Source organism: Phaeobacter sp. NW0010-22 (assembly GCF_040365955.1).
Classification (GTDB): Bacteria; Pseudomonadota; Alphaproteobacteria; order Rhodobacterales; family Rhodobacteraceae; genus OMPR01.
Window position 1 is genome coordinate 176,895 of sequence record NZ_BAABWT010000008.1, and the last position, 26,164, is coordinate 203,058.

Below are 26,164 nucleotides of genomic sequence, written 5' to 3' on the forward strand. Positions count from 1 at the left end.
TCCCTAAACCTGTCGCAATTCGCGGCGCAGGATCTTGCCCACGCTGGATTTCGGTAGCTCGTCTATGAATTCCACCGTTGCCGGAACCTTGTAGCCCGTCAGGGTTTCGCGACAGGTGCGGCGCACCATTGCCTCGGTCAGAGTGTCATCATTGCGCACGGCAAACACTTTGACCGCCTCACCAGTATGGTCGTCCGGCACCCCGATACAGGCACATTCGACAATGCCGGGGATCAGGGCAACCGCGCCTTCGATCTCGTTGGGGTAGACGTTGAAACCGGACACCAGGATCATGTCCTTCTTGCGGTCCACGATGCGAAAGAACCCGTCGGCATCTGCCACGGCCACATCCCCGGTGCAGAAATACCCATCCTCGGTCATCACCTCGGCGGTGGCATCGGGGCGGTTCCAATAGCCCTGCATCACTTGTGGACCGCGCACGCACAGCTCGCCCTCGGCACCGATTTCAACCTCGACCCCGTTCTCGTCCCGCAATGAAATATCGGTCGAGGGCACCGGAATACCAATGGTGCCTGTATAGGCGTTACGCGCCACCAGATTCATCGACACGATGGGCGAGGTTTCAGATAACCCATAGCCTTCGCGGATATGCCCCCCAGTGATGTCATGCCATTTGTGCGACACTGCCTCTTGGATCGGTGCGCCGCCGCCCCAGCACACCTTGAGCGAGGAAAAATCCAGTTCCGCAAACCCCGGCGTATGCAACAACCCATTGTACAACGTGTTGACCCCGGTCATGGCGGTGAACTTGTACTGGCTCAGGGTTTTGACAAACCCCGCCATGTCGCGCGGATCGGCGATCAACACATTCAGCGCGCCATAGCGCCAATAGCACAGGCAATTCACCATCAAAGCAAAGATATGATACATCGGGATCGGAGTGATCACGATTTCTTTGCCCTCTTCGGTGATCGGCCCGGCCAGCGCGTCATAGACCGCAACGTTAGAGACCAGATTGCCGTGGCTTAACATCGCGCCTTTGCTTAGGCCCGTGGTGCCGCCGGTGTACTGCAGGAAAATCAGGTCATCTTGCGTAATTTCAGGGCGTTTAAACGCCAGTTCGGCCCCCTGTGCCAATGCATCTGTCAATGCAATTGCACCGGTTATGGCCTCATCCACCGGGGTCGCAGGGATCGGCGCGGCGATCAGATCCGCCAGATCGACAGTGATCACGGTCTTGATTTGCGTCTGCTCCAGCACGGCGCCTAGCGTGGCGCTGACCATGCTGGCTACCACGATGGTTTCGGCGCCAGAGTCATTCAGCTGATGCGCCAGCTCGTGCGGAGTGTACATCGGATTGACATTCACCTGCACCATCCCGGCGCGGATCATGCCAAAGCTGGCGACGTGAAACGGGATGATGTTGGGCAACATGATCGCCACCCGCGCGCCCTGCTCCAACCCCAACCCATTCTGCAAATAGGCCGCAAAATCGCGCGACAACCGCTCGACCTGTCGATAGCTGAGCGTAGTGCCAAAACAGGCAACCGCCGGCAGATCCGCAAATTTTTCTGCCGCCCATTCGATCAGATCCGCCACGGACCCGTCCTGTTCCCACCTGATTTCGGGGCTCATGTCGCCGTAATGTTTCTGCCAAATCCGCTTCATGGTTTCTCTCTCCTCACATCCCTGTTCATCCAACCAGCCACAAGGACAACGCAGGCACAAAAGAAATTACGATCAGCCCGAACAGCATGATGCCAATGAACGGCAGCACCCCGCGTACGATTAGGCTGAAGGGTTCCCGAAAGGCTGTCATGGCGATGATCAGGTTCAGGCCAACAGGGGGTGTCAGCAAACCGATCTCAAGATTGACGGTCATGATCACGCCCAGATGGACCGGATCAATGCCATAGACTTCGCCCATTTGCTGCAATAGGGGGGCCAGGATCAAAATTGCGGATGCCATGTCCATCACGCAGCCCACGATCAGCAGCAACCCATTGACCAGCAACAGGAACGTGGTGCGGTCTTCTACAAAGCCAGCGACCCAGTCCGCCAGTTGTGATGGCACCTGTTCAGCAGTCAGCAACAGGTTGATGCTCAGCGCAATCGCCAGCAGAGGGAACAGCGCCCCCATCATGGTGGTCGTGTCCAACGCGGTATCATAGAGGTCGCGCAAAGACAGTTGGCGGTGAATAAACCGCTCAACGATCAGCGAATACCCCAACGCCACAGCGGCGCTTTCGGTTGGGGAGAAATACCCGGAGTAGATCCCGCCCAAAAGGATCACCGGCATGAACAGCGACCAGATACCCGATTTCAGCGCCGACCCAAATTCCCCTATCGAAAACTGTTCACGTGCAACATGGCGATTGGCGAACACGGTGTAACTGCCCAACAGAACCGTCAGGAACAGCCCCGGCAGAATCCCGGCGGTGAACAGATCCACGATCGAGGTCTCGGTCACGATCCCATACAGGATCATCGGAATCGAGGGCGGAATCACCACACCCAACGTCCCGCCAGTGGCCAGCGCGCCAAGGGCGAAACTTTTGGAATACCCATCCTTGATCAGGGCCGGATAGGCGATGGAACCCACCGCGATCAGCGTTACTGCGCTGGACCCGGAAATGGCAGCAAAAATTGCACAGGTCAGGATCGTTGCCAACGCCATGCCCCCAGGTACCGGCGCGGTCAGCGACCGCATCACCCGGATCAGGCGTTCAGCAATCGCGCCTTTGCCCATGACCGAGCCACACAGCAGAAACAACGGGATCGACAGCAACACCTCTTTGTCGATGGCGCCCCACATGTCTTCGATGATGTAGGTCAGCTCTCCATCGCCCCAGGCCAGATGCACATAGGCCCCGACCAACAGCAAAACAGCCGCAATGTTAACGCGCAGGATCAAAGCCCCAAGCGCCAGAAACAACAGTCCAAGAGACAGGATCATTCCAGAACCTCCTGCGGGCGCAACTCAGGATGCAGAGCAAACAGAACATAGCGCAGCGCGGTCGAGAAAAAGGCATAGGGAACAACCAATTGGATGTACCACAACGGGATGTCGATGATCCGCGCCATGTCGCCGTATTCGATCGCTTCAGCCACAAATTGCACGCCAACAACGCCAAATCCGCCAAAGATCAACGCCATCAAACCGCTGCCGATCCGGTCCGCAGTTTCCGAAAACCGCGCGGGCACCACATGATCCAGAAATTGGGGCCGCAAATGCCGCCCCTTAGCCGCCGCAAGCCCAAGTCCCAAAAACCCGATGACGATCATCAGATAGACAGAAATCCGTTGGGCGCCCCATAACGAACCACCCCCGGTTTCCCGCAAGATCACATCGCCCAGCAACAACACGGCAATGGCGACATAGGCCGAGATTGCAACCGTCACATCGACAGCAAACAATCCCGACAGAATGCGACGGCTGATCTGCATCCCTATTACTCACCGCAGGCTTTCTTGGCCTCAAGAACGCGCGGCCACAACGCAACCGCCTCGGGGCCAAGGTCTTCGACAAACGCAGGCCAATTCGGTTCAACCTTGGCTTTCCAAGCGGCGCGCTGTTCCGGGGTCAGATGTTGGACCAGACCGCCCGCCTCTTCGTATTTGCCGATCAGATACTGTTCGACACCCATAACCCCCTGACGCAACTCGTTCAGGTCCGGCATGTTGTCGATCAGAATGGCCTGCTCTTCTTCGCTCAGCTTGTTCCAGACCTTTTTGCCCATCATGATCGACCCGGCCTGATGCATGTGACGTGTCAGCATCAAATGCGGCGCGACCTTGTTCAGGCCAAAGGCCACATAGGAAATGCCTGTCGCCTCACCACTGCGCACCAGCCCGGTTTGCAAAGCCGCAGGCGTATCAGCAAACGGGATTTCAACACCGTTGGCCCCGACTGACGCCCACAATGTCCGCGACATCGCCTGTGGGGCCACGCGGGTCTTATAGCCATCTGCATTTGCCACATCTGACAGATCATCCTGAGCATAAACCTGTACCCAGCCTGTTTCGCCCCACGAAATGACCTTGAACCGATCCTCAAGTAATTCGGTGAATTCACCCTTCAATTCAGTGTCGTAGACGCAATAGGCGGTCTGTTCGCTGTCGAACAGGAACGGGGTGCTCATCAAGGCCATAGGCGGCACTTTTTCGGACATCACCGCAGCACTGAACAGACCGATTTCAATCCGACCCTTGGCGACTTTGTTCCACACTTCCCATTCGTTGCCCAACTGCGCGCTGGGGAAAATCTGAATGTCAATTTCGCCGTCGCTGGCGGCCTCAACGGCCTGTTCCCACTTGCTGAGGAAATCAAACCAAGGCGTGCCCTCCGGCGCCAGAGTGGCCGCCTTAAGCTCAGTCTTGGCAAAGCTTGCTGCGGGGGTCAGCGCGACCGCAACAACAGCGGCAGCAGCGGCTTTTACAAGCGCGTGGATCATCAGTCTTCTCCCTAAACAGACGCAGATGGTCGCGCCCTATCCTCTCCTACGCCGAATCCCGGCGTCCTGAGCGCAGGATAGAAATTTATAGAATTAGAATTCAAATTCTATTTTTAGAAGAAGCTTGTGACGTTGAGTAAAATAACCTCATCCGCATTGTGCCAAGGGACATGTCGCGCCCACATTTGAGCGCGTTCAGAGGCGGGATTCATCAAATGATTCAACCGCCTCTGTGGAATTTAGACGCACATCATCCCGCGTTGGGGTCTGCCGCGATGGCCTCGATCTCGACCAGCGCACCGGGGATGGCAAGAGCCGAAGTAACGGTAGACCGTGCAGGTACACCTTCCCCAAAGGCTTCGGCATAGGCTGCATTGAATTCAGCAAAATCCGCCAGATCTGTTAGCCAAACCGTTGTTTTGGCCACATCCGACAAAGTGGCCCCGGCCGATGCCAGAACCTGTTCAAGATTGGCAATGGCCTGACGCGTCTGCGCCCCGATCCCACCGTCAACGATCTTGAAATTTTCATCCACACCCAAAGCGCCCGAACAAAATATCAATCCCGCACAGCGGGTTGCAGGGATCAATGGCACGGTGACACCATTGGGCAGAACAGGTTGGGTGCCGATGCGGGATACGGTCATGGGGATCTCCTTTGGAATTTTGGCAAGCCTAGCGTGTTTTACGCCCCGGGCCACCAATACACGCCGCAGCTCAGCAATGGTGACGCCACGTCTAAACCGACCACCACCAACACTCGCCCACAGGAGCAAAGCGATCTGTTGTTGGCATATGGCTGCAAGGGTGAGGTATTATTTCCGACCCTCGGCCCGCGCTATATCCAACTGCGCCAGAAATTCAGAAAACCTCGTTTTGGCTTTAGACCAATTAAACGACCAAAACTTATTTGGGATCATCCAATCATCACCATAATTCAGCTGGAGCATTCTTGATGGCCTGGCAGGCATTTTCACCCCATCGATGTTGGTTTCCTCTAAGGGTAGGACATCTTCCCTATCAAGATTTCCAAATGTATGCGGCCAAACAAAAAACTTTCCATCGACCTCCCAAGCGGGGAACAAATCGACCTGATAGTCCCCAATAGTTCTAAGCTTATAGAACCCCTTATGCTTGACGATTTCATTGTTAACATGATCAAGCAAACCTAACCTTTCCAGCGTCGCCTCCAAAGCCACCCATTCGCGAACCACCTCAGAAACGCTATTCGCGCTTAGAACGACCGCTAGATCGATATCATCGTCGTGTTCAATAAGCTCTTTGCTGCGCACGTACCCAAGTAGCGTCCCCGAGTTTATGAACACGGACAGCCCTTCTTTCTCAAGCTCAACAGACAGCTGGCGAATATGATCCCAAATGGAGTCATGGTCTTCGTCGGCCCCAAACCCGGATGCAAATCCGTGGTGAGACAGGTTAACCCCGTTCAGTAACGTTGACAGCTTCTCGGCAAACGCCTCGAACTTTTCGCTATCATCATTCACAGTTCTCACGCCTCTCAGCTTGATCATCTGCTTAACCGTTCTCGTGGGCATTATCTTGAGCTTGGACGAGATCAATACCCTTGCTTCCAAATACTCAGGCAAATTGGAATATTCGTCCGAAACACTCTTAAGGCTTCGGTTCAGCTGGCGCGCCTCTTTGATCGAGCTTTCGTGCGTCATTGCCAACGCGTCTTGATGGATCTGGCGGAGGTCATCACTGGGTTGAGCAAATTTTTGATCGACCAGTTTCAAAATCTTTTGCGGCTCTCCACTTTGCTCGCAATGGACAACCAAATCCATGGTTGCCGCGCCCTCTGGTATGATGATTTCCTCAATTCTACTTTGTGCCGAATTAGACTGACCATCAAGTTTCCGGCTAACTCCCGCACTCTGCGAAAATGTCAAAGGCACAACATTGTCTTCAAACCGCAACTCCACCTTTGGGCTGGGGCCAAAATCATTCGCAAAAACGACAATACCAGATAATTTCAACGACCCCGTCTCTGGCACGCCATGAAACTTCAGACGTTCAAGCAGCGTTGCAGATCCGCCGCTCGTGTGGTGCGTAACGATCGACGTTCGTCCCTTAGTGGTCAAATTTGCCATATGAAAGTGCTGCCCGCTGCTCAAAATGCCTGTTCTCATTTAGCTTGAGACGGCGAGCTTTTCGCTTCTTCCCGTCCTCAATCTGATTTCACCTAATCAGCGCATTAGACTTCCCGCAAGCATCATGGGCTCAGGGTCGAAAATCAAAAAGTGACTGTTGCACTGAATGCATTATTGAAAATGAGTTGATTTGAAAGACAGCGAAACGCTGCTCTTTCTGGCGCCATAAGCCCTATTCAGGTGTGGAAACGGGAAGTGGCTCAGCCGGGTCGATATCGTTTCTCACCCAAAAGAACCTAAATCCTTGGTTTCGCATCCACTTTTCCAGCCGGTCTAAACTGGACCATTCACGTCTCAGCCCCCGCGCGGATTCAACCAACGCCCATTGACCATCGACCAAGAAATAGACCGTCCAGGTATTTGGATGCTTGCCTTGATCCGCAAACCCACCGCCCATTACTTCGCGGGTTGTACGCACAGCTACGGGATAATCGCCCAACCTGTTTTGTGCAAAAAGCTCAGGCAAATCGCCTTGTCGTATCGTGACACTAGGTGCCGGCGTTTCTTCCATTGTCAGGCTTCATATCCAAGGTGGTGAGACAGTAGTACTGATAGGATCGCGCCAATCAAATTGCAACGACCACCACAAAGCGGCAGAACCTTAACATCGGTTGCGACCGCCCCGGCAAATCCGCCAGGGCGCACACCTATCTCAGAGCTGTAGACCACATTGTTCAAAAGCGGCCCGTGTCGCGTCTTTTTCAGCCTGAGACAGCTCAAGCATTGGATGACGAACCGCCCCCCCAACCTGACCCAGCAGTTCCTGCCAGTATTTGCCATGCGCCGTCGGCTTTCCACCGGGCTTGGTGCGCTTTATCGCGGCTCTGACCGGGTCCAAACTGTCACGGACCTTGCGAGCTTGGTCCATTTTGCCTGCAAACGCCAATTCGGTATATTCATGCATGCGTTTGTCATTCTTCGTTTGCAGCTGATAGGGAGGCGATGAACAAAGATAGAGCTTCCAATTCAGCTCTTGGATGTTGTCCAACCAATCATCTTCCAACGACGTCGAGACATGAATTTTGTCGCCAATCATATGCGTCAGTCGCACATACATGTCGCGCGGGACTGAATATTTGATGGCAACAATATTGGGCAATTCAGCAATACGAGCGCAGGTTTCAGGCTCCATCAAATAGCCAGAATCCGGGTGGCTCCACATCGCAATCCCTATATCCAAGCGATCACACAGGTACTTGTAATAATTATATAAAACCTCGTCACGATCATGACAAAAACTTAGAACCGGCGCATGAACAACCACGTAATCCGCACCACAGCTTTGCGCATACAGGCCCAACTCCAGAACCGTATTCACGTTCTGATCGGAAATCGACATGATGGTGCCAGCCGCCTCTCCGCATTCCTCAACGGCGATCGTCATGTTCCGCTTGCGCTCTTCCAAGCTCATCGAGAAAAACTCGCCCTGCTTACCCGCAATAAACAGGCCCTGAATCTCCAGATCATCAATCCAATGGCGAATGTTCTGACGCAGGCCCGCTTCGTTAAACGACCCATCCGTGTGAAACGGGTTCAAAGCAGCCGCCCAAATGCCGCGCATGGTCTCGCGCGCATAATCCTTAGCTTCAGATTTGGTGTATTTCATGTCGCGTTTCCTTGTTCGGCGGCCCAGATGGCCTGCCATAGCGTTTGACTGGTCAGGGGCATCGTCAGATCACGCACCCCCAAAGGGCTGAGCGCATCAACAGCCGCATTTAGAATGGCCGCGGGCGCCCCAATGGTTCCGGCTTCGCCAACCCCCTTGGCACCCAAAGCATTCATTGGGCTTGGCGTTTCAAATTTGTGGATCTCAAGCGCAGGCACATCCAACGCCCGGGGCAGCGCATAATCCATGAACGACCCGGTCAACAGCTGACCATCCTCGTCATAAACGACACGCTCCATAAGCGCCTCGCCCAGACCTTGTGCAAACCCTCCACGGATCTGCCCGTCAACCAGAGTAGGGTTGATAATACGCCCCGCATCATCCACGCATGTCACGCGCTCTAGGTGCGGCGTCCCGGTTTCCCGGTCCACCGAAAGCACAACCAGATACGCGCCATACCCCCACGCCTGCCCTTTGTTCTCATACCGGATGTCCGCACTCAACGGTAAGGTCTCGCCAGAGGCGTGGCGCGCTTTGATCTCTTCGCAGGCCTTCAGAACCGCGCTGCCCCCTATCGCCGTTGATCTGCTGGCAAGCGCCCCGATCCCTTCTGGGGATGTGGCGGTATCCGCCATCGTGACATTGACCCTATCTATCGAGACATTCAACACATCCGCCGCAATCTGCGCAAAGCTCGTTTCACGCCCATGCCCTTGCGAGGAACTGCCGCTGGCCACTTGAACGCGCCCATCACCATCCCACGTCACACGCGCGCTTTCCCACCCGTTGCCCGAGGGTTCGACGTAAAACGCAACCCCGACCCCGACCAGCTCCCCCTGCGCGCACCGCGCATCGCGATCTGCAAGACAGGCATCATAGCCGGCCTTTTCCCTCAACATCGACAGCGCCTGCGCGTAACTCCCTGAATCCAGAACATTTCCCGTTGCCGTTTCATGCGGCAACGCCGCCGCATCCAACAGGTTCCGTTCGCGGATCTCAAACGGGTCGCAGTGCAAAACACGGGCCGCTTTGTCGATCAGACGCTCCATCAGCACGTTGGCCTCCGGGCGTCCCGCCCCCCGGTAAATTCCCGTCGGGGCTAGGTTCGTCATCACCGCTTTGGTCGATATGTCCAAAGCTGGCATACGATATCCCGACGGCAAGACCCGCGCCGCATTCCACCCTGTTATCAATCCGCTGTTTGGCACCCACGCTCCAAGCGGCGCTGACACATCCGCACGTAACGCCAGAAATGTCCCGTCCTCATCAAAGGCAAGTTGTCCATGACTGGTGACGCCCCGGCCATGGGTCGCGGACAGAAACTCTTCGGATCGGGTCGCGGTCCATTTCACATCGCGCTTATGATGAAACGCTGCCCAAACCGTAAATACATCCTCTGGATACAGCGAGGCTTTCATCCCAAATGCCCCGCCAACATGGGATGCAATCACCCGGATACGCCCCGCATCCAGCCCCAAAATCGCGGCCAACTCAGATCGGGTTCGATGTGGGGTCTGGGTTGAATGCCAAACTGTGACCGATTGAGTCACATCGTCATACGCAACCGCGATGGCGCGCGGCTCCATTGGCGACGGCGCAAGACGGGAGTGTTGAACCGTGCAATCCACCACATGCGCAGCGCGCGCAAATTCCGCATCCACATCCCCACATGCCCAATGCTGCGCCGCCAGATCACGGCTCTGTGCTGTTCCATCTGCGATATCGGCATAAACCAGCTCTGCCGCATCAACGGCCTGCGATTTTGTCCCTGCAAGCACCGCAGCAATGGGTTGTCCCACCGCCCCAACGGTTTGGGTTGCAAGGATCGGGTAATCCGGAGTGAACATCATCGGAAGCACCGGATTTATGGCCAGCTTCCCTAAATCTCCCATCTCTGCGCCCACATGGATCGCCAAAACCCCATCCGCCTGTGACGCGACATCAATCTCGATTTCAATGATCTTACCACATTGCACATCACTGCGTACAAAATGGACATGCAGCGGATCGCTAAGCGCCACATCGTCCGTATAGCACCCCTGCCCGGTCAGAAACACGCGGTCCTCCCGCTTGTCCGGGGACCTGCCAATATAGGAATGTTGCTGAACCGTCATGCGCCACTCGCAATTTCTGCTGTCAGGCCCACTAGGACAAAAACACAGCCAGAATCCAAATCCAATTATCCGATCCCGGTATAACCAAAAATAATACCTATCGCGCCAGAGCCAAAGTATACTACACAGAACTTTCGGAGGGACGCATGAAAATCGGTCTGATCGGCAACGGCTCAATCTCGCGATATGCACAGCACCACCTGATGTCTTCCGGGCATCAGATCGACACCATTCTGGTGCGCCCAGATCGCGTGTCCCACGCCCCGAATGACGGGCCAACCCTCATTTCAGACCCCGTACAGTTCCCGGATGACCTTGATCTGATCGCAGACTGCGCCGGCCATCAGGCCCTTGCACACTATGGGCCAGATATACTGCGGGCTGGATACACTTTGGTAACGGTCTCGATCGGGGCATTGGCGGACCAAGAGTTGCACAAAACCTTGCAACAAGCCGCCACCAAAGGGAACGGAACGCTCGTGCTGGCCACTGGTGCCATTGGCGCACTCGACACCCTGCGCAGCGCTCAGGTCGGCACGCTAAAATCGGTGCGCTATATCGGACGCAAACCCCCGCAAGGGTGGCGCGGGTCCGCCGCAGAAAGCAAATTGGATCTGTCTGATCTAAAAGATGGGGCCAAAACCCATTTCCAAGGCTCGGCACGCCAAGCCGCGTTAGAATATCCCAAAAACGCCAACGTCGCCGCAGCGGTTGCATTGGCCGGGGTAGGCTTTGATGCCACCGAGGTCGAACTGATCGCCGATGCAACGGTTGACCGGAACATCCACGAAATCCACGCCCATGGTGATTTTGGGTCCTTCAACTTCCGCATCGAAGGACAAGCCCTGCCCGACAATCCCCGCAGCTCGGCCCTTGCCGCGATGAGCGTCGTCAGCACGATCCAACAACACGCCTTGGCCATCCGGTTTTAAAGAGGTTCCCCTTGCCCGCCAGCCACACCCGTATCGTCGAACGCGTCCTGACACGCCTCAAGCTGAAACAGCTGCGCCTGTTGGTGGCCGTCGGCAAGCACCGCAATATCCTGAATGCCGCGCGCGAGTTGAACGTATCGCAACCCGCGGCCACAAAGATGATCAAAGACCTCGAGCTGGATTTTGAGGTCTTACTGTTTGAACGCACCAACCGCGGCGTGGTCCCAACCCCCTATGGCGAGGCGTTAATCCGACACGGGAAACTGATCTTTGCCCAAGTGTCGAACGCCGCGCAGGAATTGGATGACCTCAACGAAGGCAACAGCGGCCGGGTCGTGATCGGAACCTTGCTCGCAGCCTCCTCTCACCTGCTGCCCCGTGCGATAGATACGGTGCTCAAAGCCCGCCCAAACGTCGCGATCAAAGTGGTCGAGGGCACCAACGAAGTTCTGATGCCAGCGCTTCGATCCGGGGAAATTGACCTTGTTGTGGGGCGCTTGTCGACACACCGACACCGCGCAGATCTGGTACAAGAAAAGCTATTTGACGAACGGATCGTGGCACTGGTGGGCAAGAACCATCCGTTGACCCAAAAAATGACCCACAGCTTTGAAGACCTAAAACCCTATGGCTGGATCTTGCCGCCGGTCGAAACCAGTTTACGGCGCCAGATCGATCAGTTTTTCGTCAATCAGGATCAATACCTGCCGCCATTGGCGTTGGAATCCGTATCCTACCTGACCAACCGATCCTTGTTGCAGGCGCGCGATTTCATCGGCCTGATGCCCGCACATGTCATCACGCAGGATGTGGAAAATGGAACGCTCCGGCGGTTGAATTGGAACGTCCCTTTTGGCGACGGTCCCGTCGGCGTATCCTATCGTCAGGACAGCACACTTTCTCCCACCGGGGTGGCATTCCTCGACGCCCTGCGGCTTGCCGCCGAGACACTGTAACAGCCCCTAACCCGTTACTGATCCAGCAGCAGTTTGCCAAAAAAGTTGATCCCGTGGTTCAGGTTCTCAATCGACAACCGCTCGTCAATGCCGTGGAACCGCGCGATGTCATCATTCTTCACAATGAACGGATTGATCCGATAGGCGGCATCAGCCACCTGCGCATAGTGCCGTGAATCCGTCGCGGCAATTGTCAGGCCCGGCACAGAGGCAAGCGGACCAAATGTTGAATAGATGGCCTGTTCGATCTGCCTGAACCCTTCGGTGTCGGTGGGCGCAACGGGCGAGGCTTCGCTCGCGAAATCCCGGTTCACTTCGATTACGACCTGATCGTCGTCAATCGTTTCCCTGACGTGGGCGATCACATCATCAATGCTATCGCGCGGGTGCAGCCTGAAATTGATCTTGGCCGTAGCCCGTGCCGCCAATACGTTTTCTTTATTCGACCCCGACAACATGGTCGGCGCGGTCGTTGTGCGCAGCATCGCGTTGGTTGTTGCGGCCCCCGACAGAACCTCTTCCAACACGGGTGAGAACAGCCACTGGTTTGCGAACAAAACCCGCTTTTCAAGCGAGAAGTACCGCCCCAGCTTGTCAAAGAACTCCGCCGATACACCGTCCAATCCACCGGGCATGAGTGTCGATTGCAACCGATCAACCGCACGGGCAATCCGCCCCACAGCCGTAATACGGGGCGGCAAAGCAGAATGCCCCCCCGCGGCTTCGGCAATCAATGTGACGGTCAAATATCCTTTTTCCGACAGGTTGATACTGGCCACAGGCACATCAAGACCGGGAATAACATCATCCAGAACAAAAGACCCCTCGTCCAACGACCAGTCCAGACGCACCCCGGATTTGATCAAGTGATCTGCAACAGATTTTGCACCCTTACCACCGACTTCTTCATCGCCACCGAAACTGAAATACACCGTCCTTTGCGGTGCAAATCCTGTCGCCGCCACATGCTCGGCCGCAGCAAGAATAGCGATCAATGCGCCCTTGTTGTCCAGCGTGCCACGACCCCAGACATAGCCATCCACAACTTCACCCGAAAACGGCGTATAGCTCCACCGGTCCAAAGACCCAAATGCAATTGGCACGACATCAGAATGTGCCGCCAGCAACACCGGGGCCAGCGCCGGATCTGAACCTGCCCACTTGTAAAGAACCGTATTGTTGGCAAGCTCTGTCCGCTCAGTCGTGGCGTGAAATTTCGGGAATTGGGATTGCAGAAACGCAAGAAACCCGTCGAACGCCGCCTGATGGTCCCCTTGCGAAATCGTTTCGAACCGGATCGCCTGAGACAGCGCGCCTGTCGCCCGCTCCAAATCAGCTCCAAGATCAAAGGCGGTCGCTTCGCTTTGAACCTCGGGTTTGTATTGCCAAGTTTTAAAGGCCAGCACGGCGATAAGCACAAAAAGGGCTCCAAAAAGCCACCCGAAAATTCTGCGCATGTCACGCCCCCTGATCAATCCCTTGGCGCAAGGGTGAGGGAGGCTTTGACAAAAATCCACTCAGACGCCACGTAAGCCGCATTCACCCAATTAGACATGACAGACCAACGCCCTACCTGCCCCGGTCCGGGGCAGGCCTAAGCCAATAGTTACGCCGCGCCTGCCTGTTGGGCGCGGGCATCGGCAACAATGCTGGCGACCATCTCATCGGCGACGCATGTGGTGGTTTTGCCTGTCTCGCGGCTTGCAATCAGGATCTGCTGAATCCGCTCGGCCACGCCCGCCAACCGCGCCTGTCGGTATTCTGGCCCCGCTTGATGAATTTCGCCTGCAACGCTGATGATACCGCCCGCATTGACAACGTAATCCGGCAGATAGTGAATGTTTCGCGCCCGTAAAGTTTCTGCAACGTCAGGTGTCGCCAACTGGTTGTTGGCCGCGCCACACACCAACCGCGCTGTCAAACGCCTAGCGGTTTCGTGCGTCAAGACACCCCCCAAAGCGCAGGGTGCGAAAATGTCCATCTCCGTTTCAAACACCGCCTCAGGCGCGCAGACCGAGGCCCCAAACCGTGCCTGCGCCTGCGCAATCGCATCCGCGTTGATGTCCGACACAATCAGCTCAGCCCCCGCCTGATGCAGTTTTTCCGCCAAGGACATGCCGACATGTCCCAAACCCTGAACAAGCACCTTGCGCCCGGTCAAATCCCCCGAGCTGAAAACCTCTGCCGCGCCCACTTTCAGGCACTGAAACACACCTTCGGCTGTAAAGGGCGACGGATCCCCACTGCCATGATCCCCATGATCCAAACCCACCGCAAACGGCGTCATCTGCGCAATCATGGCCATGTCGTCGGGCGATATCCCAACATCCTCGGCGGTGTAATACTGCCCCTGCAAGCTGTTGACGGCTTTGCCAAACGCGCGGAACAACGCTTCGGATTTATCCGATGCTGCGTTACCGATAATCACCGACTTTCCGCCCCCTAACCCAAGACCTGCGACTGCGTTCTTGCTCGTCATCCCTTCGGCCAACCGCAACACGTCCGCGCGGGCTTCGGATTGAGAGGCGTAATTCCACATCCGACACCCACCCGCAGCGGGGCCACAGGCCGTGGAATGAATGCAGATATACGCGCGCAACCCACTTGTCTTATCTTCAACAAAAAGCAGGCGTTCGTAACCGGCTGGGGGTGTTTCGTCTGACAGGTTAAGCTGCATGGGGCCCTCGTGATGTCTTTGATGTGCTAATTGGGGGTCAATCTATCAGATCTGTTTGGTTGAAAAATCACGCATCCTAGAGTATCCGGAAGAAGACAGCAGGAAACATCTACGCATTAGGTGATTGATAGTGAAATTCACTACAGATGACATTGATCGAAAGATACTCCGCGCTTTGGGCGAAGATGGCCGCATGTCCGTTGTTCAGCTGGCCGACAGAGTTGGCTTGTCCGCCACCCCCTGCAAACGACGCCTGCAACGCCTCGAAGAAAAGGGTCTGATCTCTGGCTATGGTGCCCAGATAGATCGCAAGATCGCGGGATTTGGCATCACTGCTTTTGTTTCAATCGAGTTGGAACGACAAGACAGCGCAGAGATACAGAACTTCCAAAATCAGGTGGCCCTGTTCGAAGAAGTGGTCATGGGGACCCTGATGACCGGGACGCAGGATTTCCTGCTCGAAGTTGCGGTGGAAGGTTTGGAAGAATTCGAAACCTTCCTGCAATCCAAGCTGATGAAAATTAAAGGCATTCGCGTTGTTCGGTCCCGGTTCGCGCTGCGCAAGTTCATAGATCGCGCACGCGTTCCGTAAACCCGGTGGACGCAGCGCCTAGGCGCTGTAAACCAATTCTGCCGTGGGATGCGCGCGCAGCACCAATTCCGCCGCTCGGTCATCCAGCAAACACAGTGCCGTGGACAATCCATCCGCCAAGGCAGCCGTAGGTGCGGTGACCGAAACCAATCCGCGCTGTGGGGCTTGCCCCAAGGCGTCTAGAATGTGACCGACCCCCAAATCTGGGTTGATCATCATTCCCCGTGGGGACGAGGTCGCAATCGCACAATCCTGCAAGGTCACACGATGCACGACACGCCCTTCGGGGGTGGCGATGCCAGCGGTCCAACCGCCTGCGCCCCGCCGGTTCCCGCGCGCCGAGATTTCACCCATGTTGACCATGACATCCCTCAACCCCTGCGCCCTGAGCAGAGCCGCAATCCGATCTGTAACGGCCCCCTGTGCGACACCGTTCAGAGTCAGCGCCATACCCGGACCTTTTTCAAATCGTACAGAACGGGGGTCAAATCGTACGTTTTCCCACCCGATCAAGCCCCGCGCCTGTACCAGCTCAGGTTCTGGCGCACGCCGCGCCAGTGCCTGCCAATAGGGTTGGATTGACGGATCAAACGCGCCGCCACTGCTGTGGTGCAACGTGTCGCACAGGCTCAACACCTCCAGCAGTTCGGGCGCCGGGGTGTCCAAGTGGCCGGTTTGATTCAAACGGCTGAGTTCAGAGTCAGGTCGATACAGGCTGAAGATATTTTCCAACCGGCCCAATTCTTGTTCAACACCGGCAAAAATAGGGGCCGCAACTTCGGGTGTTACCCCCTGCAACTGCATGGACGCGGACGCCCCCATGGCCGTCCCGCTCCAAGACGCGATAGGCGCGTCCATCGCAAAAGCAGGCACAGCCAAGGTCGAGGCCGAGATGGTCAAAAAGCGGCGACGGGACAGGATCGTCATGCCGGTGTCTCCAGAGCAACGTCCAGATCAACCGGCCCAAGCGCGGCATCATCTGGAATTTCAGTCAGCGGCAGCGCGTGGCCACCGTAGGTCAATATGAACGCGCCCGCGCCCTCAGGGGTGCCAAACGGCACAATTTCCGGTGCGCCCATGCCCCCGGCAACGTTTGATCCAACAACAAAACTGGCAGCATCTGCCGCGATCCAATTTGCTGCTCCGGGGTTGGCCCAACTGGGGGCGACAGACATATCGGTCACGTAGATTGCGGTAATCTCGGCGTCCCGTTCGGGGCTTTTGACATAGGCGACCATGTCCCGGACCTGCGCAAAAAACAGCGGTTGAGGGTACCCTTTGAGATGGATCTGCGCCTTGGGGCCCCCATGTTCGGATATGTTCATCTGACAGAAATAGCTGAGCGCCAGTTCGGTCATTTCAATGGGTTCGGGCGGAGCTTGCGCCACGTCTTCTTTGCAAGCAGTTAGGGCCAAGGCCGCGATCAAGATCAGACGTTTCATGGCTCGACCCTTTGAAACGCGGCGCGGGCCAAGACAAAGCCAATCACCGGCCAGATCAGCAGCGAGACAGGGGCCGCCCACATCGGCAATGCCTGTGCCGCGCCGGTCATGCCAGAAGTCAAAGCAACACTGTCAGAGGCAGCAATATTCCAGACCCGAAACGCATCTGCGGGGTTGGCGACCATCACCCATGGAAACACCGATTGGGTAAAGACGCCGCCTTGGTCCAAGACAACAGCGCCAAGCAGCCCGAGGTCATAAAGCACCACAAAAATCAGCCACAGACCGGCCGACATACCAGCCGCAGCCGTGGCCCCACCGGCCAAAGCCGACAGGCAGTAGCCCAAAGCCAAAAAGACCGCACCCAGCAGAATTGAGGTCAGGATCAACCGGAGCAGGGCAACCAAACTGTCGACACTGACTCCACCAAACCAAGCGGCCACAGCACCTGCCGTCCCAAAGCCGATTGTCATGGCAAAGGCGAGTGCCGCGATATGAGCCGTGAACTTGCCCAGCAAGATCTCTCCGCGCCCAGCGGGATAGGCCAGCAGCAAGGCAAGGCTGCCACGGTCAGATTCACCGGCGATGGAATCAAACGAAATCATCAGGGCCAATAACGGGGCCAGATAGACCGACAAGGTGGTCATCGACGCCACAGACACGGTTAACATGTCCACCCCCAACGCCCCCGTTGGCGCGCTGCCGGCGAATGTCAGAGCCAATGCAAACAGCACCATGATAAGCGTCGCCATGAACAGCCAGCGATTGCGACGCAGGATGTGCATTTCAGCAACCGCAATAGCGAGAAAACGGGTCATTGCACGGCCTCCCCTGAATAGTGACGATACAGATCTTCGAGACGTGGCGGCGTCACGTCCACATCCACAACAGCATCCCCAAGTGCTGCGACCTGACGCAGCGCCTGCATCTTGGTGGCGGGGGAACACAACAGTTCAACAGACGCGCCGTTTATACGGGTCCCCCCGGTCTGTGCCGCCAAGGCATCGGGGTTTTCAGCCGCGCGGATGCGCAACTTGATTGGAAGCCCGGCCTGATCTGCCAGATTGGACAGTGTGTCATCGGCCACCTTTGCGCCCTTACGCAGAATGGCGATGCGGTCGGTGCGGGCCTCGACCTCGGTCAGGGCGTGGCTGGCAATCAGAACGGCGGTGCCTTGCGCCGCCAACTCATCAATGATCGCATAAAGGTCCTGTCGCGAAATCGGGTCGAGACCACTGGTGGGTTCATCGAGCAATGCCACCTCGGGTTTGCCCAGCAAAACCTGCGCCAGACCCAGCCGTTGACGCATGCCCTTGGAATAGGTGCCAATCCGGCGATCCATCGCTTCGGGCAGGCCAACGCGGTCCAGCAACCCTGCGACATCGGCTTTTTCCCCCGCCAGACGCGCAAACAGCGTCAACTGTTCACGCCCGGTCAAGGCGGGGTGGAATGAAACCGCCTCGGGCAGAAAGGTCGTCGCGGCGCGCGCGCGGGCGCTGCCTGGTTTAGCCGCTCCAATCAAGATCTCACCCGATTGAAACGTGGTCAGACCCAGAATGGATTTTATCAGCGTGGATTTCCCGGCACCGTTGTGCCCCAACAGGGCCACGCGTTCGCCCGGGGAAAGGGACAGGTTGATTTCGCTCAGCACCCGGATTTTACCGCGGTCTTTGTTCACGTTTGAGATGGTCAGGGCCTTATCCATCATGAGGCACCTTTTTCATTGCGTCGGGTTCGACGGGTTTCATCATAGCATGGCTGTCCATCACCCCACCCGGCAATAACGCCGGAAAGGCAGATTGCGACCAGCGCACCAATTGCACGGCGGGAGAACCCAGCAGCAGTTTTGCTGCCGGTTGCGTCCATAGCACATGGTCCATGCTGTCATTCGGGCGATACGGGGCATCGGCAATGCCATTGCCATCCACATCAAAGGCGGCGAAATCGGACCAATAGTTGCCTTGCCCGTTTTCGGACCATTCGACCCATTTGGTCGAGACATATTTGACCTGCGTCCGGTTGCCGATAAAGCTGTTGCCGACAATGCGATTGCGTTGGCTGCCAGCCGTAAAGTGAATGCCAATGCCGCAGCCTTGGAACCAGTTATCGGTGAATTCATTCTTGTGGGCATTGTAAAGGAACGTGCATTTTTGCTGCGCGCCAATCACCACATTTCGCGAAATCACGCTTTGGTTGGCATAGTTCAGCATGACCCCGTGTTCGCGATCATTGATCGAGACATTGTCCGTGATCTTGACCCGTTTAGTGAACATCACCGCATAGCCCAGATCATTGCCAATCGAGACATTGCCAGAGACCTCGGAGTTGTCCGCATACATGTAATGCACGGCAAATCGCAGGTCGCGGAACAGGTTGTTGGTAAACGTGTTTTTCTTTGACGAGTTCACAAAGATCCCGTCGCGGCCGTATTGAATATCGTTGTTGTCGACAACAGAGCCGGGAGCGTTCCAAACATAGACGCCGTTGCCGCGCGCATTCATGTGGCGATCCAGTCGGCCTTCGATCCGGTTGCCCTGCACAAGGCTGTTTTTGGCCCCGTGGATGTCCACGCCATACAAGTTGCCAATCAGCACATTGTTCAGGATCTGCGGTGCGGTGGCGGTTTTGGTCAACTGCACTCCGCTGTCGATTTCCTTGTGGTCAGAGCCCGACCCGATAATGGTCAGGTTCTGCACGGTAACGTCCGGGCCAGTGACGGTGATGACGCTGCCGGTGCCTTGTCCGTCCAAAGTGGCCTGCCCCTGCCCGTCAATTGTGACGGGCCGGGACAGAACCAAGGTTTCGGCATAGATACCGGGCGACAGGCGAAGGGTGTCTCCCTCCTCCGCCTGTGCCAATGTCTCAGCAATGGCCCCTGCCCGATTGGGCACGTCCCAATCCGCCGCCCAAAGGGGCGAACCGAGCAAGAGTGCTATGGTCAGGAGCCAGCGCATGATTAAGACGCCCGTGGTTCGACAAGCATCCGGCCGCGCATCTCCATATGGAGCGCGTGGCAGAACCACTGACAATAGAACCAATGCACGCCGGGGCGTTCTGCGATGAAGGTGACCGAAGCGGTTGCCATTGGGCCGACTTCCATTGCGACACCAAAGTTCGCCATACAGAAGCCGTGTGTCACGTCATCCACATCATCCAGGTTGGTCACGTAAACGGTGACTTCGTCGCCCTGTTTGACGGTGAATTTCTCCATCGAGAAGGTCGGCGCCTGCGAGGTCATGTAGACGCGCACTTTGTTGCCGTCCCGGATGGGTTCCTCGGGGGTATCCTCAAGATCAACACCATCGGCTTCGGCCTGTTTGCGCGCCTCTTCCCACATTGGGTCGTTGCGGTCCCAGACGTTGACCGGGTTCACGATATCCCGACGCACGATGATACTGTCATGCGGTTCGGCAAAGGTTGGGCCATCATGGACCACCTTCATCTTATCGCCCGAAATATCAATCAACTGTTCGTTCTCAGGCTTGAGAGGACCCACATTGAGGAACCGGTCCTTTGAGAACTTGTTCATCGAGATCAGCCATTTGCCATCGGCATCCGCAGTTTCACCCATCGAGGTGGAATTGTGGCCCGGCTGATACTGCACATCGACTTTGTCCAGGATCGGGTCAACGTCGCTGCCTGCAAAGGATTCAATCGCTTTTGCGATGTCCCATTTCACAACCTGGCTGTCCAGGAACAGGGTTGTATATGCGTTGCCCTTGTTGTCAAACGCGGTGTGGAGCGGACCAAGACCCAGCTGAGGTTCGGCAACGATGGCAGACCGTGGATCCGCATCGGCTTCAAACAGCGCATCAACCTTGGTCACGTCGATCACCGAAACGGTCGGTGACAGTTTACCGTTGATCATGATGTGCTTTTTGTCCGGCGCCGCGTTCACGCCGTGGGGCGAGTTCGGGATCGGGATATAGCGCGTCAGGTTGGTGCCTGCGTTTTTACGTCCATCAACGACTTTGACGCCGTTCAGCTCTTCGTACTTGCCGGCCGCAACAGCGGCCTCAATAGCTTTGATGTTGAACACGACAACGTGGTCCATCTCGTTCTCGGTCATTTCCCCGAGGTTCATCCCCATTTCTGAGTTGTACGAGGTCGAGAAGGCGTATTTGCCCTGATAGTCACAATCTGTGTTGTCGAGGTTGCCCGAGACGATCACCTGCCATGCGACTTCCATCTCGTCACCGTCGATGGCGGTAAAGATGTTCACATATTCCGCAGGCTCATCCAGAATTTTGCCGTCGTTAACCAGCGGCGCTTCGTGCTCACCATTGGCAAAAACATATCCGGTGCGCGGATATTTCTGCGGGCGCATGCCGTGGATATCCATGGCATTTGGGATCTCGATGATCTTGTCGCATTTCATCACATCGCAACGCACACGCGCCACGCGGGTGTTGGCTTTGTCGTTCATAAAGATGAAGCGACCGTCATACACCCCATCGGTGAACGACATATGGGGGTGGTGCAAATCGCCGTTGTCATACATTTCCTTGCCATTCGCGGCGAGGAACTCTTTGGTTTCCGGCAACAGACCTTCGGTCAGGATTTTGCGCGACTCGTTTGTCTGACCCCAGCCAGTGGCAGAGCAGCGGTTGAAGACGGGCACGCGCATGAATTCACGCATGGAGGGCACACCCAGAATACGCAGCTCCCCGGTCTGGCCTGACGACCAGAAGCCATAATAATCGTCCAGTTCACCGGGTTCCAAGGCAACCTTGGCGGCGGCGCTGGCCTCTTTCGCGCTCATCAGGGTCGAGCCAACACCAGCGGCGGCGGCAACGGCACCTGTGGCTGTGGCGCCCAACAGGCCGCGGCGGGTGACGTTCAGTTTGTTTTCGTGATCCGACATGATTTCCTCCTTTAGGAAATAGGTGTCTGTTTGGCGTTTGGATGGTTCGCCGGGGGTTGCCCGAGAGGCATCTTGAGGTCAGCAGACCCAACCTTGGCGCGGCGTTTGACCTGTTTGATCACGACCGGGCATTTGCTCTCGGATTGATATAGAACCTGACAGTGCAGGCAGTTTACGCATTCGTTCGGGTTGATCTCGCCGGTGGGATGGATCGCCTGAACGGGACACTCGTTAGAACACGTCTGGCAGGGGCTTCCGCATTCTTTGTAGCGCTTGAGCCAATCGAACATCCGGATCCGTGCGGGGATCGCCAGTGCACCGCCAAGCGGGCAGATGTAGCGACAGTAGAACCGTTCGATAAACAGGTTCGCCACCAGCAACAGCACGGCAAAGACGACAAACGGCCAATCACGCACGAACTTGAGGATGATTGCGGTTTTGAACGGTTCAATCTCGGCATAGGTTTCGGCCAGCGGGATCGACACCATGCTCAGGCCAAACAAACCCAAAAAGATCATGTACTTGAGCGGCCACAGACGTTCGTGCAAGCCCCAGGGCAAGGTCCACTGTGGTACGTTGAACGCCCGCGCAATTTTATTGGTCAGTTCCTGTAGGGCCCCAAACGGGCACAGCCAGCCGCAATAGGCACCGCGCCCCCAAAAGAGCAGGGCAGCCGCAATCGCGAACCATTGGATGAACACCAGCGGGTCCAGCAAGAAGGCATCCCAAGTGAACCCACCACTGCGTAGACTGCCAGCCAGCGCCATCAGGTTCACAACCGACAGCTGGGCGTTGGCATACCAGCCAAGAAACACCAAAGAGACCGTCAAATACCCGATGCGGAACCAATAGAAGGCGCGGGCATTCATGGTCGCGTGGAACTGAAAGAAGAAAACCCCCGTCAGGACGAAAAGCATGACGCCCAGGACTGCGATCTCGACTGTTTTGTCTTTCCAGATGCGTTGCCACAGGGCGGCCTTGGCGGCAGATTCATCTGTCGCGCTGTCAATCACCGCGGGTGCAGCAAGGGGCAGCAGATATTGTTCAGGCAGTTTGTAGCCCAGATCAAAGGTCAGAAACGTCTTTTCGACCGCCCCCACTGCGCGCTGCGCCAGCAATTGCAGGCGGAATGGCTCGGCCGCGTCGAATTCGGCATCTGCGGGAATTTTGAACAGGTCCAGTTCAGTGAACGTTGGGCTGTCGTCGGTGGCAAGATCCCCCAAACGGCGCTGCTGACGGTCAAAGAAGCGCACCGCGTTGTCGCCTTGGATCAACTGAATCCGGTCAAAAATACCGCCGCGCACATAGCCAGACCCTTTGAACGAATAGGCACCACGCCCCAGAACCAAAATCGCCTGTTCACCGGGTTTGAGCCATTTGGTCAGATTGGCATATTCCGCCTCGCCCAACAGGGACAGCCCGATTGAGGGCACAGAAACCAAGGCCACATGCATGTCGATGTAAGTATCGTCAGGATCGCCGGGTTCGGGACGTTTGATCGCGCGCGCATCGCCGGTTGCCTCAAAGGCGGCGTTGATCTGGCCGATGTCCAGCGTCATCCGGCGCACAGAGCCATCACCAGACAGCGTCGCCCAATCGTTGACCTCTTGGTTGGTCATATCGAGTTCGCGCTTTGGCCCGGTTGCGGCCTGCGCAGACAAGCCACCCAATCCAAGGGCGCGCGCCACTTTGATACCGCCCCGCACAAGGCTGTCGTCGATGATCATAATCGTCACGGTCGCGCCGGAAATGATATCCAGATCATGCGCTTCACCGCCTGTTGCGGCTTCGGCTTTCAGGTCCAGACCTGTGTAACCTTCGGTCAGCGCGACCATTTTGGAATTTGGAATACCAATTAAGACAATGGGTTCAGAGTGCTTGACCAATTTGACCCCGGCCAACACCGCGTCGTCATCAATGGCCGCCACCACATGGATCGGTTTGCCCGAATACCCGGTTGTTCCCACAAAGTCAGAGGTCAGAAAGGCCCACGCGACCGTTTCACCACCCTTAAGCACGGGGGCAACTTTGACGTCGTCGCGGACCGGGCCAAAAGCATCAGCTCCGGGCACCAGTTCAGCGGGTTCAATGTCAGGAAGAAAGCTGGCGAGGCTATCGGCTTGGGCGGTCAGTGCCGCGCAGCAAAAAGCGAAAGAGGCCAGTAAAATATGGATTGCGCGTCTTACGTCCACAGCGCACCTCCGATGTTCTGGATTAATGCGATGGACGCGCGCAGGGCGCGTTCGGTGATATTTTGGAGCGCAACCGGCGGTCCGCGTGTGTCAGGCCAGTATTGCGCAGGATTGACGATCAGACACTGCGCTGCCTTTGACAGGTCATCGCGACCCACAGCGACCTGCATATCCACCCGCAAGAGAATGGACGGATCGGTTACATCAGCAAGCGCGCACAATGCGCAGGCCTGACATTTAGGGCACGGGCCCGTAACCGGTTCCGGTTCATCCCCTGAATAATCGACTTGGATCATAACCGGGCCTTGCTCGGCACAAATTTCGATCCAATCAGAATTGCTCGCCTGCGCAGCGACAGGAAACAAAAGTTGAAAGATCACTGCGAAAATCGCCAATCCGCCGCACACCGCACGCAGCAAAGCAGGGCACAAAAATGTGTCCTTGGCTTTTGCGATACGATGTTGTGCTGGCATAAGCATTCGAGAAATCCAACGGGTTCAGTTTCCCTTTCCATAGAGAGGTCAGGGTCCCTTGGACTTGATCGAAGTCAGGCCGAATGGTGTTTTTTTTAGAAAAACATATATTCAAGTCTTTGTATTTATTGAATTCTCAAGCCCCGTGCATCCCGCCCGGTCTTCTAATTGGCATGCTAGGGAGACAGCTGTTGAGGAAAATCTCTCTCACATAGCCAAGGGCTTAGTATCCAACAATCCACTTTTCTCGCGCCTCACACCCGCAGGAAAATCACACCGAACCAGAGCCAAAGAAAAGCTGCGTGCGCTGCCGCGGCGTTTGGCATAATTTGGGTTAAAATCTGGTAAGACGGATCAACACTCAGTGCGATCAGGGCTGACTCAGGACAATATAGGAATGAAACTGCTTGGCATACGAATCACAAAAAACCGTCGCCCGAGATTCGTTGCTTTTGCGATCCTTACCTGACACGCACGTAGGAACATTACTGAGCCAAGCACGTTGGCAGCACTACGATCGAGGTGAGAACATCTTTCTTCAGGAAGAGACATCACAAGCGATTCATGTTGTGATCGATGGCTGGGTCAAGCTGTTCCGCATTGCCCCAACCGGGTCCGAGGCCGTGGTCAGCGTCTTTACCCGAGGAGAAAGCTTTGGTGAGGCTGTAGCGTTGCGTAACCTGCCCTATCCGGTTTCTGCCGAGGCGGTCACCGCGTGCGAGGTCATGCATATCCCGTCGTCAGCTGTCATTTCGTTGATCAAGCAGGACCCTGAAATTGGTGTCTCTATTCTGGCATCCGCATTTACGCACCTACATTCGCTGGTCTCGCAGTTGGAACAACTAAAGGCCCGGACAGGGGCGCAACGGGTTGCGGAGTTCCTGTTGAACCTCTGCGCGCCTAACGCTCAGCAATGTGACGTTACCCTGCCATACGACAAAATGCTGATTGCGGCGCGTTTGGGGATGAAACCCGAAAGCCTCTCGCGGGCGTTTACCCGGCTGAAGCCAGTCGGTGTATCCGTCAAAAAGAACCACGCCGAAATCAGCGATACCCTTAAGCTGCGTGAGTACGCCGATGCAGACCCCGCAGACAGTTGGAGCAAACCATGACACCACAGCTAGACACAGTTCTGAATGCAATTGATGCAGCCAACGCAGCCGATCCCCGGCAGGACGAAGGCCAACCCGAAGCGCTGCTGTATGGCCATCGGATGAGCGCCGAGTTGGACCGCCTGTTCCCAGAGGCAGACGATCTGCTGCGTATCGCGGCGCGCGGTCAGCACGTCGAACGATGGACGCTGGCCCGCAGCGAATTTCCGGACGGGCGCACCGGGTATCTGACGTGGCGCAAGGCGCTGGCTGTGCATCACGCCGACATCGTCACCGCAATGATGCAATCCGCCGGATATTCTGACGCTGACCGGGACGCAGTCGGGGGTATGTTGCGCAAAGAAGGAATTAAGCGGGATCCCCAAGTCCAAGCCTTGGAAGACGTGATTTGTTTTGTGTTCTTGAAATGGTATTTCGCACCCTTCGCAGCCAAGCACTCGCCGGAAAAAATCCAACGCATCGTGGAAAAGACTGCGCGCAAAATGTCTGCCAAAGAACGCGCCCGCGTTTTGGATGAATTCGACCTTCCTGAAGATCTGGCCAACGCCTTCAAAGTCTAGAGTTCCAAAGGCGTAAATCTGGTCTACCCCTTAGCTGCGGATAGAAAGAACGGCATTTTTTG

The 26,164-nt window shown here is 56.2% G+C and carries 24 protein-coding genes; 5 read left to right on the top strand and 19 right to left on the bottom strand.

All coding sequences use genetic code 11. The features are described from left to right. Positions 1-3: 3 nt before the first annotated feature. The 9 genes from ABWV33_RS17595 to ABWV33_RS17635 all read right to left on the bottom strand — a co-directional run bounded on the left by ABWV33_RS17595 (position 4) and on the right by ABWV33_RS17635 (position 10,302). Positions 4-1,629, bottom strand: a complete 1,626-nt coding sequence (locus ABWV33_RS17595; protein WP_353332602.1) for an AMP-binding protein — start codon at positions 1,627-1,629, stop codon at positions 4-6. A gap of 25 nt (positions 1,630-1,654) precedes the next feature. Further along, positions 1,655-2,917: a TRAP transporter large permease gene (locus ABWV33_RS17600; protein WP_353332604.1), complete on the bottom strand. Its 1,263-nt coding sequence runs from the start codon at positions 2,915-2,917 to the stop codon at positions 1,655-1,657. After that, a complete protein-coding gene (locus ABWV33_RS17605) occupies positions 2,914-3,408 on the bottom strand; it encodes a TRAP transporter small permease (RefSeq protein WP_113822080.1) in 495 nt (164 codons plus the stop codon). The genes ABWV33_RS17600 and ABWV33_RS17605 overlap by 4 nt, the downstream gene beginning before the upstream one ends. A gap of 5 nt (positions 3,409-3,413) precedes the next feature. Continuing rightward, the gene (locus tag ABWV33_RS17610) at positions 3,414-4,415 is read right to left on the bottom strand and encodes a TRAP transporter substrate-binding protein (RefSeq protein WP_353332606.1); all 1,002 of its coding nucleotides are present in this window, start codon (positions 4,413-4,415) and stop codon (positions 3,414-3,416) included. Positions 4,416-4,665: 250 nt separating this feature from the next. After that, a complete protein-coding gene (locus ABWV33_RS17615; protein WP_113822078.1) occupies positions 4,666-5,061 on the bottom strand; it encodes a RidA family protein in 396 nt (131 codons plus the stop codon). 168 nt (positions 5,062-5,229) lie between these two features. Beyond that, positions 5,230-6,522, bottom strand: coding sequence for a LicD family protein (locus ABWV33_RS17620; protein WP_353332608.1), 1,293 nt, complete (start codon positions 6,520-6,522; stop codon positions 5,230-5,232). A gap of 232 nt (positions 6,523-6,754) precedes the next feature. Next, entirely contained in the window at positions 6,755-7,093 is a 339-nt protein-coding gene (locus ABWV33_RS17625; RefSeq protein WP_162930708.1) for a hypothetical protein, read from the bottom strand. Between the two features lie 141 nt (positions 7,094-7,234). Continuing rightward, the gene (locus ABWV33_RS17630; protein WP_353332610.1) at positions 7,235-8,188 is read right to left on the bottom strand and encodes a dihydrodipicolinate synthase family protein; all 954 of its coding nucleotides are present in this window, start codon (positions 8,186-8,188) and stop codon (positions 7,235-7,237) included. Further along, complete coding sequence (locus ABWV33_RS17635) at positions 8,185-10,302, bottom strand: xanthine dehydrogenase family protein molybdopterin-binding subunit (RefSeq protein WP_353332612.1); 2,118 nt, start codon at positions 10,300-10,302, stop codon at positions 8,185-8,187. Before ABWV33_RS17635 ends, ABWV33_RS17630 begins: the two co-directional genes overlap by 4 nt. Before the next feature lie 146 nt (positions 10,303-10,448). Here ABWV33_RS17635 and ABWV33_RS17640 point away from each other — a divergent pair, with 146 nt between their 5' ends. Both ABWV33_RS17640 and ABWV33_RS17645 read left to right on the top strand, forming a co-directional pair. Beyond that, positions 10,449-11,234, top strand: a complete 786-nt coding sequence (locus tag ABWV33_RS17640) for an aspartate dehydrogenase (protein WP_353332614.1) — start codon at positions 10,449-10,451, stop codon at positions 11,232-11,234. An 11-nt stretch (positions 11,235-11,245) separates the two neighbouring features. Next, entirely contained in the window at positions 11,246-12,190 is a 945-nt protein-coding gene (locus ABWV33_RS17645; RefSeq protein ID WP_353332616.1) for a LysR substrate-binding domain-containing protein, read from the top strand. 14 nt (positions 12,191-12,204) lie between these two features. Here ABWV33_RS17645 and ABWV33_RS17650 read toward each other — a convergent pair whose 3' ends face one another. Together ABWV33_RS17650 and ABWV33_RS17655 are read right to left on the bottom strand one after the other, a co-directional pair. Beyond that, a complete protein-coding gene (locus ABWV33_RS17650) occupies positions 12,205-13,647 on the bottom strand; it encodes a M20 family peptidase (RefSeq protein ID WP_353332618.1) in 1,443 nt (480 codons plus the stop codon). A 149-nt stretch (positions 13,648-13,796) separates the two neighbouring features. Then, positions 13,797-14,867 carry a Leu/Phe/Val dehydrogenase gene (locus ABWV33_RS17655; protein ID WP_353332620.1) on the bottom strand — a complete coding sequence of 357 codons (1,071 nt, stop codon included), beginning with the start codon at positions 14,865-14,867 and terminating at the stop codon, positions 13,797-13,799. Between the two features lie 127 nt (positions 14,868-14,994). Here ABWV33_RS17655 and ABWV33_RS17660 point away from each other — a divergent pair, with 127 nt between their 5' ends. Beyond that, on the top strand, positions 14,995-15,459 hold the full coding sequence (locus tag ABWV33_RS17660; protein WP_113822242.1) for an Lrp/AsnC family transcriptional regulator: 465 nt from the start codon (positions 14,995-14,997) through the stop codon (positions 15,457-15,459). 18 nt (positions 15,460-15,477) lie between these two features. Here ABWV33_RS17660 and ABWV33_RS17665 read toward each other — a convergent pair whose 3' ends face one another. From ABWV33_RS17665 to ABWV33_RS17700, 8 genes are read right to left on the bottom strand one after another with little or no spacing between them, the layout of a single operon-like run. After that, positions 15,478-16,386: an FAD:protein FMN transferase gene (locus ABWV33_RS17665; protein WP_353332622.1), complete on the bottom strand. Its 909-nt coding sequence runs from the start codon at positions 16,384-16,386 to the stop codon at positions 15,478-15,480. Then, on the bottom strand, positions 16,383-16,901 hold the full coding sequence (locus ABWV33_RS17670; protein WP_353332624.1) for a nitrous oxide reductase accessory protein NosL: 519 nt from the start codon (positions 16,899-16,901) through the stop codon (positions 16,383-16,385). The genes ABWV33_RS17665 and ABWV33_RS17670 overlap by 4 nt, the downstream gene beginning before the upstream one ends. Next, on the bottom strand, positions 16,898-17,719 hold the full coding sequence (locus tag ABWV33_RS17675; protein WP_353332626.1) for an ABC transporter permease: 822 nt from the start codon (positions 17,717-17,719) through the stop codon (positions 16,898-16,900). Before ABWV33_RS17675 ends, ABWV33_RS17670 begins: the two co-directional genes overlap by 4 nt. After that, the gene (locus tag ABWV33_RS17680; protein WP_353332628.1) at positions 17,716-18,609 is read right to left on the bottom strand and encodes an ABC transporter ATP-binding protein; all 894 of its coding nucleotides are present in this window, start codon (positions 18,607-18,609) and stop codon (positions 17,716-17,718) included. The genes ABWV33_RS17675 and ABWV33_RS17680 overlap by 4 nt, the downstream gene beginning before the upstream one ends. Next, positions 18,599-19,855: a nitrous oxide reductase family maturation protein NosD gene (locus tag ABWV33_RS17685; RefSeq protein ID WP_353332630.1), complete on the bottom strand. Its 1,257-nt coding sequence runs from the start codon at positions 19,853-19,855 to the stop codon at positions 18,599-18,601. Before ABWV33_RS17685 ends, ABWV33_RS17680 begins: the two co-directional genes overlap by 11 nt. Before the next feature lie 2 nt (positions 19,856-19,857). After that, entirely contained in the window at positions 19,858-21,765 is a 1,908-nt protein-coding gene (gene nosZ / locus ABWV33_RS17690) for a TAT-dependent nitrous-oxide reductase (RefSeq protein ID WP_353332632.1), read from the bottom strand. 11 nt (positions 21,766-21,776) lie between these two features. Next, positions 21,777-23,957: a 4Fe-4S binding protein gene (locus ABWV33_RS17695; protein WP_353332634.1), complete on the bottom strand. Its 2,181-nt coding sequence runs from the start codon at positions 23,955-23,957 to the stop codon at positions 21,777-21,779. Then, complete coding sequence (locus ABWV33_RS17700; RefSeq protein ID WP_353332636.1) at positions 23,948-24,436, bottom strand: DUF2946 family protein; 489 nt, start codon at positions 24,434-24,436, stop codon at positions 23,948-23,950. The genes ABWV33_RS17695 and ABWV33_RS17700 overlap by 10 nt, the downstream gene beginning before the upstream one ends. A gap of 401 nt (positions 24,437-24,837) precedes the next feature. Between ABWV33_RS17700 and ABWV33_RS17705 the strand changes: the two genes are divergently transcribed. Continuing rightward, the gene (locus tag ABWV33_RS17705) at positions 24,838-25,542 is read left to right on the top strand and encodes a Crp/Fnr family transcriptional regulator (protein ID WP_113822062.1); all 705 of its coding nucleotides are present in this window, start codon (positions 24,838-24,840) and stop codon (positions 25,540-25,542) included. Next, positions 25,539-26,102 carry a DUF4202 domain-containing protein gene (locus ABWV33_RS17710; protein ID WP_113822061.1) on the top strand — a complete coding sequence of 188 codons (564 nt, stop codon included), beginning with the start codon at positions 25,539-25,541 and terminating at the stop codon, positions 26,100-26,102. Before ABWV33_RS17705 ends, ABWV33_RS17710 begins: the two co-directional genes overlap by 4 nt. The last annotated feature ends 62 nt before the right edge of the window (positions 26,103-26,164 follow it).